This window comes from Mesorhizobium sp. USDA 3734 (assembly GCF_056279665.1).
Genome location: NZ_JBWCCW010000001.1, coordinates 895,233 through 912,702 on the forward strand (window position 1 = coordinate 895,233; position 17,470 = coordinate 912,702).

Sequence of the window (17,470 nt, forward strand, 5' to 3'; positions counted from 1 at the left end):
AGTCCACGGGCAATAACTGACGTACTTGTCTGTATCACGGGTGGCAGACCGACGCTCTCGCAGACCCGCCAACAAATACCGCGATCCTGCCACGGCGAGTATGCTCGTTCGCGGGAAAGCGCCCCTGTCAGCAAATGCCGCGAGCCCCATCCACCACTTGATTGGCCGGTTTGAGAGATATCTTGGCCGGATCGTTCGATGTGGCGTCCTGCCCACCAGCGTATCTGAGAGCGAACCGCGAACTCGTCGGCACCGCCCGCCAAGGATCATGTGAGCCGCACCGGTCGGCGGCACATGACTTATCAGTTTTTAGGATCGCTTTTTATGCCTCGCCATTCCCCTCGACCATGGTCGATCCTTTTTATCGCCCTTTTGATCCTGCAAGGTTGCGATGCTGGGGATGAACCCGAAGTAGCTGCCGAGCCCGCTCCGATCGTCAGCGTCGTACGCGCACAAATCCTGCCGCTGGTTGCTTCCATCACGGTCAGCGGCTCGCTAGTGCCGCGTCGTGTAGCGCTGGTTCATGCGCAAACGCCCGGCTTGGTGGTGACCGAACTGTTAGCCGAAGAAGGTCAGACGGTGCGCGCCGGCCAGATCTTGGCACGCCTGTCCTCTGAGCGGCAGCACGCCGAACTGGGTGGCGCGCGTGGAGAACTGCACCGCGCCGAACAGGCGCTGGCTCGTGCCGAGGTACTCAAGACGAGTGGCGCGGTGTCGCGCAGCGATGCCGATGCGGCGGCGGCCAGCCACGCCGCAGCGCTGGCGCGCGTGCGCGCCCTGGAAATTGACCTTGCACGGGCCGAAGTTCGTGCGCCGGTGGCGGGGCTGCTGCAGCGGCGGCGTATCGAAATCGGAGAAGTCGCGAACGAAAATTCCCTCTTCGAGATCGCCGCTGAGAGAGCCATGGAACTGGTGGCCGACCTGAGCGAAACGGCATGGCGCCAGGCCAGCGTCGGCCAGAGCGCCGACATCACCTTGGCGGACGGACAAATGCTGTCAGGCGAAGTACGCCGCCTGTCCGGCGCACTGGACAGCAAGACCCGATTGGGCCGGGCCTGGATCAGCCTGGACAACGCGCCCGCAAACCTTGTCTCCGGCGCAGGCGCCAGCGCCCGCCTGCGGATCGGCAGTGCCGACCTCCTTGCTGTTCCACAATCCAGCCTGCTGTTCGACCAACAGGGGGTCTATGTCTTCGTCGTCGCGGACGGCAAGGCCCTGCGACGGGCCGTGACCCTGGGCGCGCAGAACGCTGAGCATGCCGAAATCATCAAGGGGTTGAATGCCGGCGATGCCGTCGTGGCGAGAGCGGGTTCGTTGCTGCGCGATGGCGATCCTGTTCGGACCGCTGCAGTCGGCGATGACGCAAAGGGCATCGCGCGATGAATCTCAATATTTCCGCCTGGGCAATCCGCCAGCCCGTCCCCTCGCTGGTGCTGTTCGTCTTGCTGATCTTGCTGGGCGTGTCGTCCTTCCTGTCGTTGCCAGTCGGGCGCACCCCCAACATCGACCTGCCGCTGGTCAACGTGTCCATTTCGCAGCCTGGAGCCGCGCCCGAAGAGCTGGAAACGGACGTGACACGTCTGGTCGAGAACGCGGTGGCGGGGATCACCGGCATACGCCATGTGAGTTCGTCGATCACCGATGGCCTTTCCTCCACTCGGATCGAGTTCCAACTGAATGTGACGCCTGACACCGCGCTGTTCGAGGTCAAGAGTCGCGTCGATGCGCTGCGCAGCCAACTGCCTGCCGACATCGACGCGCCTATCGTTTCCAAGGTCGATACGGAGGGTGTGGCGCTGGTGACGTGGCAGGTCTCATCACCCGGTAAATCCCTTGCAGAGCTGTCATGGTTCATCGACGATGCCGTTTCCCAACACCTGCGTGGACTGCCTGGGGTTGGCGATGTTGTACGCCGGGGCGGGAGTGCGAGAGAGATTGAAATCGCCCTGCATCCGGATCGGCTATTGTCCTTAGGCATCACTGTCGGCGACGTGCAAAACGCCCTTCGAGGCGGCCGTGTCGATCTGCCCGCCGGGCATTGGAATGCGGCCGATAGCCAGCAACCGGTACGCGTACTGGCGCGCGCACGTTCGGTCGAGGAACTGGCCGACACGCTCCTGCCCCTGGCCGGACGCAGCTTGCGTCTCGGTGACATCGCGCGCGCCACGGATACGACAGCCGAAGCTCAGACATTCCTGCGCCGCGATGGCGAGCAAGCCGCGGTTGCCTTCTCCGTGTTCCGCGCGCGGGGCGCCGACGAGATCGCGGTGGCGCGTGCGGTCGCCAATGCGCTGCCGACACTGCAGGCATTGGCTCCGGACATCACATTCACGCGCATCGATGAGACCGTCACTCCTACGCAGGAGACCTTTGATGCAGCAATGAGCACGCTGCTCGAGGGCGCAGCGCTGGCCGTCTTCGTGGTCTTCGTCTTTCTGCGCGACTGGCGCGCTACCCTGATCGCCGCGACCTCCTTGCCACTGGCCATCATCCCGACCTTCTGGGCGCTCGATCTGGCGGGCTATACGCTGAACATGCTCAGCCTCCTCGGCGTGACGCTGGTGACCGGCATCCTGGTGGACGACGCCATCGTCGAGATCGAGAACATCGAGCGGCACATGCACATGGGCAAGACGCCCCGGCAGGCCACATTCGACGCCACCGCCGAGATCGGCCTGGCGGTGATGGCCATCTCGACCAGTGTCGCCGTAGTGTTCGCGCCGGTGGGCTTCATGAGCGGCGTCGCAGGCCAATACTTCAAGCAATTCGGCCTGACGGTCTCGGTTTCGGTCATGTTCTCTCTGCTGGTGGCCCGGCTGATCACGCCAATCATGGCGGCCAACCTGCTGCGTTCTTCGACGAGGCCGCTATCCGAGGAGACGCCCCCGGTCTCATCGACGGGCTGGTATGCGCGAATTCTGGGCTGGGTGGTACGCCGGAAAGGTACGGTGATCATCGTCAGCGTCCTGGGTTTTGCGCTGTCGCTGGCGGCTGCCAGTCAGTTGCCGGACGATCTGGTGCCAGCGGAGGATACCGGCCGTCTGATATTCGCCGTGGAAGCCTCTCCCGGCGTAACGCTCGAACAACTGGTCGACCGGACGGATGCCATGGCCAGACGCGTGCGTGCCGAAATACCCGACGTTGCGCACGTCCTGGTGGAAGGCGGCGTGTCGCCTTCGGGCAGGCAGGAGCTTCGACTTTCCACCTTGATCGTCCACCTGAAACCAAGGGGCGAGTGCCAGAACAGTCAGCGTCAGGTGCAGCTTGCCGTTCGCGATCTGCTGCGCACCTTGCCGGACCTGCGGGCCTGGCCGCTGAACAGCAACCTCGGGCGCGAGGTGGAAATTTCCGTCGCTACGGCTTCGCCTGCGCAGTTGCAGGAAGCGACGGCGCTGGTCGAGACACAGATGCAGGCGTTGGGTCTGGCGAATGTCTCCACGGACTCCGGCTTTACGCGCAGCGAGATCCACATCATGCCGCGGCTGCCTGACGCCTCCCGGCTCGATATCTCGACCGTGCAGATTGCCGATGCGGTGCGCTTGGCCGCGGTGGGCGACGCGGATATCGTGCTGCCGAAGTTCAAGGCCGAGGACCGTCTGGTCCCCATACGCATACGCCTAGATGCTGCCGCACGGCGTGACATCGAATTGCTGCGCGCACTCCCGGTGGCACGCATCGATGGACGGCCTGTTCCGCTTTCCGCCGTTGCCGACGTTCAGTGGCAAGGGGGGCCTTCGTCGATTGAACGATATGACCGTCAACGCCGCGTTCTGGTCGGCGCCGACCTCGCCGCCGAGCAGACCCTCGGCACGGCGCTCTCTGGAATCCGTGCTTCCGAAGAGGTGCGAGCGTTGTCGTCCGGCATATCGATCCAGGCTGCCGGCGACGGAGAGCTGATGGATGAGGTCATGAGCGGCTTCGTCGGCGCGCTGGGCCTAGGGTTGCTGCTGATGTTCGCCGTCCTGGTGTTGTTGTTCTCGGGCGTGCGTCAGCCCCTGATCATTCTGTTGTCTCTGCCGCTGGCCCTGACGGGCGCGATCCTGGCCTTGTTCGTGACCGGCACACCGATCAATCTGCCCGTGCTGATCGGCGTCCTCATGCTGATGGGAATCGTGGCCAAGAATGCCATCCTGCTGGTGGACTTCGCCAAGATCGGTGAGGATCACGGGATGTCGCCTGCCGACGCCATTGTCCATGCCTGCCGCACTCGCGCGAGGCCCATCCTTATGACCACGCTGGCGATGGTGGCTGGCATGTTGCCGAGCGCATTTGGTGCTGCCGTCGGCGGCGGGTTCCGCGCCCCCATGGCGATCGTCGTGATAGGCGGCCTGATTGTGGCGACGGTGCTGTCGCTCCTGACCACGCCTGCGCTATTTCTGGTAATCGAGGGCCTCCATGGCCGTATCCGGCGCGTCCGGTCACCGGCCCCGACCCGTCCCCGGCGCATTCGCAATAGTCGCTGATCCGTCAATGGCGGAATGGAAATCGGCTAGCCGCCAAGCGAATGGCCGGTTCGAGAGATATTTTGGCGGGATCGTTCGATGCGGCATTCCGCCGGCCGGGATATCTGAAAGCGGTTCGCAGACGAGGCGACGCGCCCGGCAGGAGATGTCCTCGTTGTTCTGACGGCCATCGCGGCACGAGTACTTGGCCCATCCCCGATTCGCCCGCCGTCATTGCGCCTAGAGGTGGTCGCTTGGGAGAGGCAGGCATGGATGGTTTGGAAACCGCATTGCAATACGTGCAGCGGGACGTCGCTCAAATCGACAGGATTCCTCGGCCTGTCGTCGCCATCGGTCTCAGGCAGGTCGCAAACCGCCTTGAGGTTTTAGAGCATCGGCATCGCAGATGCGAACTGATCTATACTGTGAAGGGTGTCCTCACGTGCGAGATTGAGCGTAGCCTGTGGACCGTCTCTCCGCAAAGCGCAGTATGGATTCCATCCGGCACGCCGCATAAGTGCCAGGCGTTCGGCAAGACCGAATATTACGTTCTGTTCTTCGATCCCAATGTCTATCCGAACCTTCCACGGGCCTGCTGCACGATGTCCGTCTCGCCCCTGCTGCGTGAGGCACTGATCCGCGCCGCGCAGTTTAGTGCGCTTTACCCCCTGGATGGACCGGAAGTCCGATTGCTTCCAGTCATCCTCGATGAACTGAGCGCTGCCCGGACTGAAGATCACCGACTTCCATTGCCGTCCGACCCCAGCCTGCGGCGTCTCGCCGACATGATGATGTCCGCTCCTGATGACAAGTCATCGGTGGCGCAGTGGGCGGTGCGCTGCGCGATGAGCGAGAGAACGCTGAGCCGGAAGATGCGACACGAGACCGGCATGAGTCTCTGGCGCTGGCGTCACCAACTTCACGTTACACTGGCACTCCAGCGCATGGCGGGCGGCGACAGCGTTCAGGCGGTGGCGCTGGACCTCGGCTACGAGACGGCCAGCAGCTTCATCACCATGTTCAAGAAGACGACCGGCAAGTCGCCCGGCCGCTATTTCGCGGAGCGCGGCAGTGGCGATGATGCGCGGTGACCGCGAAAGGACGTCTTCTCCCGATAGCCCGGCAGCAACGAGAAAGTCATCTATCGTTTAACGTCTTCCGGCAGGTCGGGGTGAATTTGCCGATGGAGTTCTTCAAACAATGATTGATCGTGAGCGGGTTCAGTCCGCCGCACACCTCTTTTACCTCCAACTGGCACTCGCGGAGAGTGGCCCAGAGAACTCTGCACGTCGAGGAGAGCTTGAGGCGATTTTCCTCGACACAGTTCGATATAGCGTCGGGCGTAGGCCGCCAAGGTCGCACGCAGATTGACAGGATCTCCGCTTCGCAAGCTTTCTTGACAGCAGACTCAGGAGCGGCAGCCAGCACGGGTTGCGGGAACGCCGTGATAAGGCAGATCAACATACATGCCGAACGAAGATGCAAACGCCGGGACCGAGACATCACCGCTACCAGACCCTGGGTGCGGGTCTGTTTGACGGAGAAAGCCTCCAAGAATCGATCATCAAGGGAATCCTTGTCTGCCGGACCATTGCCGGTCTCAAATAGCGGTGCCGCCAGAGTGTCATCTTAACGGGCAAGGATGAGCTGATTGCACCGAGCAGGCGCCAGTAAATAGTCCCTTCCGATAACCCCGAAAGCCCTTAACGAGCATTTTGGCGGGATCGGAAATCTGTTTGGCGAAACAGCGAAAGGCGAGTTTCAGACTCAAGTTTATCAACGTCGATAATGCGGATCATTCGCAGATATGTCCGTCGAATCGTCGTTGGGGGCTGGTATGGCACTTTGGAATAAAAGTAATCTGATGTTGAGCGCGATTACGCTGACCTTCGCTTTCTCTGGAATAGAACCGGCCATTGCGCAAGAAAGCCAGCGCTCGTCGCGTCCCGAAACCGAAAACACCACGGTTCTTGATCCCATCATCATCACCGCGCGCAAAACGGACGAGCGACTTCAGGACGTGCCTGAGAGCATCACCGTGGTCTCGCCGGAAGACCTGACCGCAGCTCCCTTTGCATCCGCCCCTGCCATCGCGCGCAATTCTCCCAATGTTCAATGGGTCGACCGTGGCGCGGGGACGCAGTTCTTTTCGATCCGCGGCATAAGCTCTCTCGGAACGCCGCTCAATTTCTCCGACGGCACCGTTGGCTTCAATGTCGATGGTGTTCCCAACAGCATGATGAGCGCTTCCGGCGTTCTGCTCGATGTCAATCGCGTCGAAGTCCTGCGGGGGCCGCAGGGCACGCTCTGGGGCACCAATGCGCTGGGTGGCGCCATCAACGTCGTGACCAACGAGCCTGACGGGGAACGCGATATTCGCTTCACGACAGAGATCGGATCGAACGGCTACCGCATGGGTGAAGCGGTTCTCGGCGGCAATATCATTCCCGGTGCGCTCGACGGACGGATGGCGGTTCGCTTTGGACACCAGGACGGCGACATCAACAGTCTGTTTACCGAAGATCTCGGCAAACGCGATATCGGCGCTTTCCGTGGTGGCCTGCGCTTTACCGGCCTGGAGAACACCACGATCACCCTGTCCGGCTCATATTTGAGCGACAAGGGCAACGCCCCGGCGATTCTGTTACGCGACACTCCTGGCTTCCCGATCAGCGGAACGCTCACAGAGCCCTACGCAAAAACGACGCATGGAGATGTAACGTTAAAGGTCGAACACGAATTCGATCAATTCAGGTTTACCTCGATCAGCGCGTATCAGCGCAATGAAAGCGAGAGATGGTCCAGTTTTGCTGACAAGCTCGTCTTCGACAAGATTGGTTTGCCTGCTATCCCTGGCGTTGGCGGCACGATCGACAAGGAGAATATCTACAGTCAGGAATTTCGCCTGAGTTCGCTTGAAGGCGATCCGATCCGCTGGGTCGTGGGCGCGAGCGTGGTGCGCACCGAAGGCAGCCGCTTGTGCGACGCCTTGCAATGCACGCTCCCGCCGAACACGACGACGGCGTCCATCGACAGCACGAATCTTGGTCTGTTCGGCGACATATCGATACCGTTCGCCGAGCGCTGGGAAGTCTCAGCCGGCGCACGGCTAAGCTATGACTATATCGATGCAGGCTTCACCAACGCGCTGAACTTGCCGGGACTGACCGGCAGCAATTCGACCACGCAGACGTATCCGACCGGCAGGCTCGCACTGTCCTACAAGTGGACCGACGACATTCAGACGTATGTTTCGGTGGCCCGCGGACACTCGACGCGCGTCTACTCGCTCCTGCCGTTCGTCGTGAACGGCGTCCTTCCCGATCCGTATCCTGCCGCGACAGGCTGGACCTACGAAGCCGGTGTGAAAGCAAGCCTGTTCGACGACCGCCTGCAGATCGACGGGAGCGTATTTCACAACGATATCAAGAATGGCCTTATCGCCTATCTCGATCCGCGGGCACCTCTCGCATTCAAGACGACCTATCAGGATTATAAAACGAGCGGTTTCGAGCTTCAGGCCCGTGCCCGGATCACGGAGGGCCTGAGCTTCATCGGCGGCGTCGGTTATACGCATAGCTCTCTTGGCGCCAACGGAGCGAACTACGCCAGGGTGGAGGGCAATCGCGTCCCGAACACAGCCGACTGGACGTTCTCCACCGCGCTTCAATACGACGCGCCTGGATCGGTCATGAACCTGCCGGGGACGTTCTCATTCAACGTCCAGTATCAGTTCAACGGTTCTCGCGCGGCCGATCCCGAAGATTCCTTCGACCTCGATCCGTACCATATCGTGAACGCGCGTGTTGGCTGGAAGAACGACGGCGGGGATTTCGAGGTCTACGCCTTCGGACGCAACCTGCTGGATGAGCGTTACGAGGCTTTTGGCGCACCCCTCAACGGCGTCCCGACAGTCAATGTCGGCCAGGGCCGCATCGTGGGCGTTGGCATCACCAAGACTTTCTGAACGTCGTCTCGGTCCCGTGTCGAGCTTCAGCCGACCGGGACCAACACGCTCGCTCACGTTTCGATCGGACCAGCCTGTGTCTATTTCTGGCCATAGCTCACCTATTGCTTCGCGCCGCCGGCGTTACAGCACACGAACGATCCTGATCGCCGCGGCTCTCGGTGCAGCGATCGGCATTATTCTAGTCCCGGTCAATCTTGTCCTTGTCGGCTTTACGACCGCCTTTCCGCCCATCGCCTCCGCTTCGTTCGGTTTGTGGGGCATGGCCGCGTTGCTGCCGCTTGCCGTGCTCCGACGCTGCGGCTCGGGTGTGATCGGCGCGGCCGCTGCCGGTGTCGTGTTGATCGTGTCTCCAGGCGCCTTGCTGATGGTCGTTGTGATGGCGATGTGGGGCGCCGTCATGGAGATGCCATTCTTCGTGACCCGATACCGCTGGTTTGGCTGGATCATGTTCACAGCCGCAGGCGTGATCTCTGGCCTCATCTCCTGCGCCATCAGCATCTATACGTACAACCTGCCGAGTATGGACGGCGGTCTGGTCGCTTTGATCTGCATCGTCCAGATCGCCTCCTTTGTCGCGGGGAGTCTGTTGTCCCTCGTCGTCGCTCGTGCGCTCGCCCGAGCCGGCATTGCGGGAGGGCTCCGTGGTGACGACAGCCGATAAGACGAAACCCGTCATCTCTCTGAAAGACGTCAGCATACGTTATGATACGGGCGAGAGATGGATCGGTGATCGGATCAATCTCAACATCGATCCCGGTGAAACGGTTTTGCTGCTCGGTCCTTCCGGCTGCGGAAAGTCCACTGTCATGCTGGCCCTCGCGGGCCTCATTCCGAACAGCGTGGAAGCGGACGTACACGGCCAGGTGCTATGCGATGGCATCGATACCAGGCATATCGACGCCGGGCAGCTCGCTGCAAAGGTCGGGATCGTTTTCCAGGACCCGGATGCCCAGATTGTCACAGGCAGCCTGCTGGATGAGGTGTGCTTCGGGCTGGAGAACCTACTTGTTCCGGTGGATGAGATCGAGATCCGTGCTCTCGCCGCTCTTCGCAGGATGGGCTTAGCCACAAGCCGTAAGGATGCGCTCCGCGCCCCCATCGAACTGTCCGGCGGTGGCCGGCAACGCCTTGCAATCGCCTGCGCGCTGGCTCTTGATCCGCCGGTGCTCGTGCTCGACGAGCCGACCGCGAACCTTGATCCAGTCGCTTCAGCCGAGTTTTACGCAGCTCTCGCAACCCTTAAGGACGCCTCGCGTGCGATTGTCCTGGTCGAACACGAACTCGATGACGCGCTCCCGTTGGCCGATCGTGTCGTCGTGTTCGACGGCAACGGGACCATAATTCACGATGGAACTCCTGCCGAAGTGATCGGCAGGCATGCGCGCGATCTTTCTGAACGCGGAATATGGCTTCCAACCGTAACCGGTGTCGCTCTCCGCCTGGGTCTTGACGCCGATCCCGACCGGGTGTTTCCGCTGATAGTCAGCGAGCTTGCTCAGGCGCTCGATGCGGTCGAAACGCCTGAGAGCACGATCGTATCGACTACCGACCCGGGCAGATCGCACGATCAGGTGCTTGCCCAGCAAGATGTTGCGATCGACGTTCACGCCGCCAGTGTTAGGCTTGGGGGCGTGACTGTGCTCCATGACGTTGATCTTCGGATAAGGTCCGGGGAGTTTCTTGCCATTGCCGGTGTCAACGGGGCTGGAAAGAGCACGCTCACTCGCGCGATCGCAGGTCTGGTTCCGCTCTCGTCCGGCTCGATCGTGCTTGCCGGCACCTCAACCGCCGAGTTGGATACTCGGCAGATCGGTGATCGTATCGGCTATGTGTTCCAGAATCCCGAGCATCAGTTCCTCGCGCGCACCGTCCGCGATGAACTCGCTTACGGCCTGCGCGTCCGGCGCCGTTGCAAACACGAAATCGGCGATCGTGTTGATCGCATGCTCGGGCGTTTTGATCTGGCCCGCTGTGCCGATGTGAATCCGTTTCTGCTTTCCCACGGCGAGAAGCGCCGGCTTTCCGTCGCAACTGCTCTAATTGCGGAGCCGACAATTCTCATCCTGGACGAACCGACCTTCGGGCAGGATCAAGCCCGTGCGCGCGAAATCGTGAGCATGATCTGCGAACTGAACGCCGCGGGCATCACCATAATAATGATCACACACGATCTGCAGCTCCTCGCCGACCATGCCCATCGCGTGGCCCTGCTCTCACAGGGGCATCTCCTCCAAGTGGGCGCGACAGGAGAAGTCCTTTGCGACGCTAGGCTGATTGAGCGAGCAGGCCTCCGTCCCCCGCCGGTGCGCCGAACCGCGCTCGCACTCGCGAATGAAAGACCTGAATGGCACTCGGTCTATCGCACCGGGCAGATCCGGGAAATCACACCATGAGCGACGGGCGCAATACCGCAACCCGCCGGAGTTGGCTGGCGACGATCAACCCGGTAGCCAAGCTCGCCGCCACGCTCCCGCCGCTCGCTCTACTCTTGCTCACCCGCGACATCGCCACCCCCGCTGTCGTCGCAGGGCTCGCGCTCGTCGCTATTGTCTCTGGTGTCCCGCTGCGGCTTCGCGCGTTGCTCGCCGGAGCCGTAGCGATACTGCTGGTCGGCGCCTGGACGACCCTCGTCTTCGCTCTGCTCACCCGATCCGATCTCGTCAGGGACTCGCCTATTATCATCGACGGGTGGATTACTTTGCGCGCCGCCGCCGTGCATGCTGGCGCCTCAACCGCCGTGCGCTTGGCGGCGATGATGATGTTGGCGTTGCTTGGCTCCCTCGGCACAACGACCGACCAGCTCGCAAGCGCACTGGTCCACCAATGCCGCATTCCCTATCGCTTTGCGTACGGTTCGATCGCCGCGATGCGATTCGCACCCCGTTACCGTCAGGAGCTCCTCACATTGCGCGCGGCTCAGCGGGCGCGCGGCATCATCGATCCTGATGGCCCGGTCGGCTATTTGCGTCGCACAGGACGATCGATCGTTCCGCTGCTCGCGGCCGGTGCCCGCTACGCCACACGTCTCTCCCTTGCCATGGATGCACGCGGCTTCGGTGCCTTCAGTTCCCGTAGCGACCGTCAGCCGTCGGTGGTCCGCGCTCGCGACGTGATATTCGTCATGGCAGTCTGGGCTGGCATTGCGGCGGTCTTCGTCACAACTGGAATGCTTGGACTTCTCGCCATAAGCGGAGATTTGCGCGATCCAGGATAAAGTGCGATCGGGTTTGCCTGATCCAAGAGCGGCCCTCGGCGCCTTCATCCGGCAACCGAAACATCGCTATAGAGCTAGGCCCGTTGTCGCCCAATCTGCCACGACACCGATCCGCCCTGCACCATACCGCTCACCTTACGGCCGAGTTGGCGGTCGATGACCGGGCGCCACGGGACAAGGGTGAACTCGTGGCTCTGCTCGACGACGGCGAACTTGCCGCTCGATAGCTGGACGGTCCCGGTGAATTTGCCGCTGACGGTCTCGCCGTCGCTGGCGGCGCGGAACGGCAGGTTCTTCGTCGCAGCCATCTCGCCGCCGATGAGTTCGATCTCCCGCGCGCGCATCGGCGCGGTCCTCGTTCGCTGAGTAGAGCTGGCCGCGCTCGCTGTCGCGCGAGGTGCCGTCGCGTTGGATGTAGCGCAGATGGGCGGCGGACTTGCCGTTCTTGCCTGCGCCCTGAATGTAGCGGGCTTTGACGACGACGCGGCGCGCTCCGGGCGTGCTGTGGCGCCAGCCGCCCGACAGGGTGGGGGCGCGCACGAAGACCGCGCCGCGTCCCCCCGTTTCAGGCCCGGCCCGCTGCTCGTCCGCGACGTCTTCGTGCCCTTGGCGATGCCCTGCGATCGGGACCGCTGCGGCGATGCTGCCGATGGCTGACGCTGTCGCCGCGACAAGCGCGAGGCGCTACCGAAAGGTCCGCTGGCAAACGCACCCAGCCCTGGGTGGCCAGGCATCGAACGTCGAGCATTCGCGCGCCGTCCGCGCGCGTGACGCAGCCCAACGGACCCTCGACGCCGCCACCCGCACGTCCGCGGACCTCGCCGCCGCTCTCGAAAGAGCGAGAACGGACGACGCCAACGCGAACTCTGCGGTGGGAGCGGATCGTGAAGTCAGTCCCGACAAGCTTCCGGAGATGCTGCAGCAAGCGGAGGCGACGTAGCGTCGTGTTCAGGAGGAATTCGCTACGGCAACGCGAGCGCTGGCAGACGCCGACATGTTTGGTCCCGGCATTTGCTGGAGCGGATTGAGTTTGAAGCGTTCCGGTTGTGACGCCCACGCCTTGCAGATGAACTCGTAGGGCGTGAGACCTTGAGGGTCTTGAGCCTGCGGGCGAAGTTGTAGGCGGCGACGAAGTCGGCGAGATGGGTGCGGAGTTGGTCGTGGCTCTCGTAGTAGAAGCGCTTGACGGTGGCGACCTGGCCGTTGGTCCACGGATGCCTGGCCTTGGTCGTACGGTGCCCGATGTCGTTCCTGGCGCAGGCGTATTCGAAGGCGTGAGCGCGGAAGATCTCGCCATTGGCGATTGCCTCCTTGATCAGCGGCACCGCCGAGCCACCGGCACCAGGGGTTGTGAACTGGATGCCGTTGTCGGTAAGCACGGTGTGGATCTTGTAGGGCACGGCCGCGATCAACCGCAGCAGAAAGTCTCTTGATACGGCTGTGGGGGCCTTCTCGTGCAACTCGACGAAGGCGAACTTCGAGGTGCGGTCGATAGCGACGAACATGTGCAGCTTGCCTTGCTCGGTCCTGACCTCGGCAATGTCGATGTGGAAGTAGCCGATCGGGTAGCTCTTGAATTTCCTCTTCGCCGGTTTGTCGCCCTCGACATCCGGGAGCCGGCCGATGCCATGGCGTTGCAGACAGCGATGCAATGAAGACCGCGTCAGGTGCGGGATGGTCGCCTGAAGCGCATAGAGGCAGTCGTCGAGCGGCAGCAGCGTATAGCGGCGGAAGCGACAATGACCGCCTCCTCCTCGATCGAGAGCACCGTCGATCGCGGTTCCTTCGGACCAGTCGGTAGATCGGCGACCGAAGCTCGCCTCTTCCACTTCGCAACCGTCTTCTGGTTGATCCCGTAGCGCTTGGCCAGCGTCCTCAGGCTCTCTTGACTATGCTGTATCGCTCGACGGACCGCCTCTGTCGTTGTGGCGCTCCCATGCAGAACTTGGCCCATAGCGCATCCTTTGATTCGGAAGATAAGGATGCCCCATCAAAGCCCGGGATGAAACATCTAGCCTGATAACGCTATAGCAGCAGGGGCGGCTCCGCCCCAGCAACCACTACCTCTCAGACCTGAGCTTGGAGTTCCGCTTCGATCACGAGCAAGTCGGCTTTTGTCTTCTCCACGATCTCCTTCGTGCAGGCGATGCAGAAGATCGGTCGAGCGGTGAAGCCGCTCTTTTGCTTCGGGATCTGGAAGCAGGTTGCCGCAGTCGCGATTCTCTCTTCGCAGCGATCGCAGTTCGTCGCCTTTCCGCAAGTGTGGAGAACCGGCGACCCGGTCGACATGGAGAGCAACGAGGGGGTCTTACCCTTTGGCTTTGCTACCCAAGATCCCCTTATATCTTCTCGTCAGAGTGTTGAGGATTTCTTCGAGGCTCTTGATGGCTCCCTCAAATTCTTCTGTCGACCAAAATTTGCGCTCTTTCGGGATATTCTTTTTGAGTTCCTTATTTATGAGAGTAACACAGGCGACGAAGTTATTCGTGGCAGGTATACCGCTATTGATAATCTCACGGCCCGCGCGATTGATACGTAACCTGTTCACGAGTAGATTTGCCGCCCGGCTAACCTCATCGTTGAGCCCTTTGCAACGCATACGACTAAGGAGTTGCCTCCCAAGCGGTAGCAGGCGACGGCGGATAGCGCCCGTCGCATGTGGCAACGAATCCATCGTGACGGTATAGTTCACACGCCACGTACGAGCTTGATCCAGCTCGTACCAAAGGCTTCGCGCGCCATTTTCGCGGTGGTCACCGCTTCCTTGACGGAGTGCCAGCCGGCGGTGTTCGGCGCCGTGGTCGACCGTCATCTTCTCCGGGTCTTTGGGGCAGTTGTCCGGTCTTGTAGTCGGTGACCCGGGACGGCCTAGAGGTTGGAGCGCAGATCGAGCCGGTCGATGGATCCAGAAATTCGTCTGTCGGTGCCTGGAAGCAATACTGGCAACGACGGGTCCCAGGGCCAACCAGAAGAGCTGCAATCATGCCGTTCCACCACATTCGTGGAACGCTAGGATGCCAGGTATCCGCCGTCGACCACCAACTCAGCACCCGTAATATAGCTGGCCTCGTCCGAAGCCAGGAATAGCACTGCAGCTGCCACGTCTTCCGCGGTTCCAATGCGCCCCATCGGAACACGTGCGGCAACGCGTCGTGCCAGCACGCTCGGATCGCCCTTCGTGTTGCTAGAACTCATTGCAGTCATTATACCGGGGTGCACGCTGTTTACCCTTATGCCTTGGGCCGCGTACTTAATTGCGATCTCTTTCGTGAGAGCGCGCAGTGCACCCTTGGATGCGGAATATCCTGGGTGAATGCCCGCCCCCACCATCGCCGCGATTGAGGAAATGTTGACGATTGACCCGCTCTGTTGAGCCGTCATGGCAGGCAGGACTTCTCTTATGCCCAAGTAACATCCAGTAGCGTTTATCTCCATAGTACGATTCCAAGCCGGCAGGTCATTGATATCCGAGGTGCCCGAAGCAATACCTGCATTGTTTACTAGAATATCCAGCCGTCCAAATCGTGACATCGTGAGGTCGACTGCCCTGCGCCAATCCCGTTCCAGGCGAACGTCGAGCTGTGCGAAAGCCGACCGCTGGACATATTGCGATACCAACTGCTCCCCGGCCTGAGTTTGGATATCACCGACAACAACCACTGCACCTTCTTGAACAAAACGGCGGAAAATTTCAGCGCCAAATCCGCTGGCGCCACCGGTCACCAGAGCCACTTTGTCTTTAAGACGCATTTCGCAAACTCCACAATTCGCCCGACATTCCTCGCTCGACACTCAGCACTCGACCGTAGCGCTCGAACTTTTATCGGTTTCCTTCAATGTCGTTGAATGAGTAAAGGGATGCGTCTCATAAGGCAAAGTTATTCAACCATCGTCTCGTGAGCTGCCGTCGCCTTTAAAAGCTTGCTCGGAGAATTCCGCAGTTGCGCCTTGCAGGTGGGTGGCAGGCTTGGCAGCGACGGTGATTCGGCTGCTATTTGAGCGTCGGCATGCCCTGATGTGGCGTGCTCCTCATCGCGAAGATCGGGAGCTTTCGGCTCGTAAACCAGACTTGCCAGGTAGCCGCGCGCCGCCGAAAACTTCCAGTTGTCATCTTGTCTCAAAAACCGCCGGTCGTTCGCTGTAATAGTCACTGCGCCGAATTAGAGTCACATAAAGAAAAGTTATTAAGCGGCAAATATTAACGACTGTACGGGCTGCGCAAACTTATGGTCTCGTTGCGGGAAGAACATAAAAAATCGGAAAAGGGGATGGCTGTGAAACGGTTGACGCTCACTCGCAGAAACGTACTCAATCTTTTGGCCGCTGCTGGAACTGCGGCGGGTATGCAGGCGTTGGCGCCGAACAGGTCATTTGCCAGCACGGGTGGTCTTTGCAAATTCGGAATCGATGGCGCCAATTCGACGGACGATCTCGACGCGGCGAACGCCAGGTGGCCGTTCGTCTACCTGTTGCAGACCGGCATGCGGAATTGCCTTGTCGAAATCGACGGCCAGGGCTCCTTGATACCTGAATTGGCCGAGTCTTGGGAGAGCAACTCCGACGCATCAGTCTGGCGGTTCACCATGAGGAAGGGCGTGGAGTTCCACTCGGGCAAATCCCTCACGGCAGAGGACGTTGTCGCGACGTTCAATCATCACAGGCGCCCGGGATCGACCAGCGCGCAACTCGCAGTCGTCGGGTCCATCGAAGACGTGACGACTGACGGGCAAAATGTTGCGGTCATCAAATTGAAGGACGGCAATGTCAGTTTCCCCGGCCTGCTGACGCACCCGAATTTTGCGATCTGCCCCGCCAAGGACGGCCAGCTTGCCTGGCAGGAGGGCGACGGTACTGGAGGTTACAAACTCGAAGACTTCGCGCCTGGAATTCGCGCAAGCCTGTCGCGGCATAAAAACTACTGGAAGGCGGATCGGGCACATTTCGAAGCCGTGGAAATCCTCGGCATCAACGATGCTCAAAGCAAGCTGTCCGCGCTCCAGTCGGGCCAGGTCCACATCGTCAATCGACTATCGCCAAAACTGGCGAAGCTTATCAGCGCGATGGGAGCCGGACCCGTCAAGCTCGCCGCCACGAAGGGGTCGATGCACTACAATTTTTCGATGAGCATGGGCAGCCCACCCTTCAATGACAACAATCTCCGGCTGGCGATGAAATACCTCATCGACCGGCAGAAAATCATCGATATCGCGCTCCAGGGCTATGGCACGGTGTCCGATGACAATCCGATAGCGGCCTCATATCGCTTTCACAACAACAGTCTGCGCGATCCGCACGTCTACGATCCGGAAAAGGGCAAATTTTACCTGAAGAAGGCCGGCTTGACGTCACTCGACACGACCATCCATGTCTCGGACGTCGGCTTTCCGGGATGCGAGGATGCCGCGACGCTCTTTGCGGAGTCGGCCGCGAAGGGTGGGGTGTCTCTGAGCGTGGTGCGATCTCCGAGCGACGGCTACTACAGCGAGACGTGGGGCAAGGTCCCGCTTTATGCGGAGTGGTGGTCTGGTCGCTCCACCGAGGATTCGCTGCTGACCCAGGGATACTCGAAAGCATCGGCCGAGAATGTCACGGGCTGGTCCAGCGACAGGTTCGAAAGCCTTCTTACGCAGGCGCGGCGGGAACTGAATGAAAAACGGCGACAGGAAATGTATTTCGAGTTGCAGCAAATCCTGCATGACGACAGCGCCACGATCGTGATCGGTTTCGTCGATCATCTGATGGCGACCTCACAGAACGTGGTTTTCGGCCCGCTGGCACCAAGCGGCTACGAGCTTGAAAACTTTCGCGCCATCGAGCGCTGGAGATTTTCCTAAGTCTCGCCTC

Annotated in this window: 10 protein-coding genes and 3 pseudogenes; 9 read left to right on the forward strand and 4 right to left on the reverse strand. The window is 60.9% G+C overall.

From position 1 onward, the window contains the following. Positions 1–294 precede the first annotated feature (294 nt). The 7 genes from ACZ89F_RS04340 to ACZ89F_RS04370 all read left to right on the forward strand — a co-directional run bounded on the left by ACZ89F_RS04340 (position 295) and on the right by ACZ89F_RS04370 (position 11,626). On the forward strand, positions 295–1,383 hold the full coding sequence (locus ACZ89F_RS04340; protein WP_476090558.1) for an efflux RND transporter periplasmic adaptor subunit: 1,089 nt from the start codon (positions 295–297) through the stop codon (positions 1,381–1,383). Continuing rightward, positions 1,380–4,463, forward strand: coding sequence for an efflux RND transporter permease subunit (locus tag ACZ89F_RS04345; protein WP_476090559.1), 3,084 nt, complete (start codon positions 1,380–1,382; stop codon positions 4,461–4,463). Before ACZ89F_RS04340 ends, ACZ89F_RS04345 begins: the two co-directional genes overlap by 4 nt. 248 nt (positions 4,464–4,711) lie before the next feature. Beyond that, a complete protein-coding gene (locus tag ACZ89F_RS04350) occupies positions 4,712–5,533 on the forward strand; it encodes an AraC family transcriptional regulator (RefSeq protein WP_476090560.1) in 822 nt (273 codons plus the stop codon). A 716-nt stretch (positions 5,534–6,249) separates the two neighbouring features. Further along, positions 6,250–8,409 carry a TonB-dependent receptor gene (locus ACZ89F_RS04355; protein WP_476090561.1) on the forward strand — a complete coding sequence of 720 codons (2,160 nt, stop codon included), beginning with the start codon at positions 6,250–6,252 and terminating at the stop codon, positions 8,407–8,409. Positions 8,410–8,485: 76 nt separating this feature from the next. Beyond that, positions 8,486–9,073 (forward strand): ECF transporter S component, encoded by a 588-nt coding sequence (locus tag ACZ89F_RS04360; RefSeq protein WP_476090562.1) that lies wholly within the window; start codon positions 8,486–8,488, stop codon positions 9,071–9,073. Then, positions 9,057–10,805, forward strand: a complete 1,749-nt coding sequence (locus ACZ89F_RS04365; protein WP_476090563.1) for an ABC transporter ATP-binding protein — start codon at positions 9,057–9,059, stop codon at positions 10,803–10,805. Before ACZ89F_RS04360 ends, ACZ89F_RS04365 begins: the two co-directional genes overlap by 17 nt. Next, the gene (locus tag ACZ89F_RS04370; protein ID WP_476090564.1) at positions 10,802–11,626 is read left to right on the forward strand and encodes an energy-coupling factor transporter transmembrane component T family protein; all 825 of its coding nucleotides are present in this window, start codon (positions 10,802–10,804) and stop codon (positions 11,624–11,626) included. The genes ACZ89F_RS04365 and ACZ89F_RS04370 overlap by 4 nt, the downstream gene beginning before the upstream one ends. A gap of 74 nt (positions 11,627–11,700) precedes the next feature. Here the strand turns inward: ACZ89F_RS04370 and ACZ89F_RS04375 are convergent. Together ACZ89F_RS04375 and ACZ89F_RS04380 are read right to left on the reverse strand one after the other, a co-directional pair. Further along, positions 11,701–11,943 (reverse strand): annotated as a pseudogene (locus tag ACZ89F_RS04375) (DUF3363 domain-containing protein); the annotation flags it as partial. A gap of 631 nt (positions 11,944–12,574) precedes the next feature. After that, a pseudogene (locus tag ACZ89F_RS04380) lies at positions 12,575–13,580 on the reverse strand (IS481 family transposase). A 183-nt stretch (positions 13,581–13,763) separates the two neighbouring features. On the opposite strand from ACZ89F_RS04380, the gene ACZ89F_RS04385 reads away from it, so the two are divergent. Continuing rightward, entirely contained in the window at positions 13,764–14,165 is a 402-nt protein-coding gene (locus tag ACZ89F_RS04385) for a hypothetical protein (protein ID WP_476090565.1), read from the forward strand. A gap of 164 nt (positions 14,166–14,329) precedes the next feature. Here the strand turns inward: ACZ89F_RS04385 and ACZ89F_RS04390 are convergent. Then, positions 14,330–14,428, reverse strand: a pseudogene (locus tag ACZ89F_RS04390) (thiazole synthase); the annotation flags it as partial. A gap of 207 nt (positions 14,429–14,635) precedes the next feature. Beyond that, positions 14,636–15,376: an SDR family NAD(P)-dependent oxidoreductase gene (locus ACZ89F_RS04395; RefSeq protein ID WP_476090566.1), complete on the reverse strand. Its 741-nt coding sequence runs from the start codon at positions 15,374–15,376 to the stop codon at positions 14,636–14,638. A gap of 518 nt (positions 15,377–15,894) precedes the next feature. On the opposite strand from ACZ89F_RS04395, the gene ACZ89F_RS04400 reads away from it, so the two are divergent. Then, positions 15,895–17,460 (forward strand): ABC transporter substrate-binding protein, encoded by a 1,566-nt coding sequence (locus ACZ89F_RS04400; RefSeq protein ID WP_476090567.1) that lies wholly within the window; start codon positions 15,895–15,897, stop codon positions 17,458–17,460. Positions 17,461–17,470 lie beyond the last annotated feature (10 nt).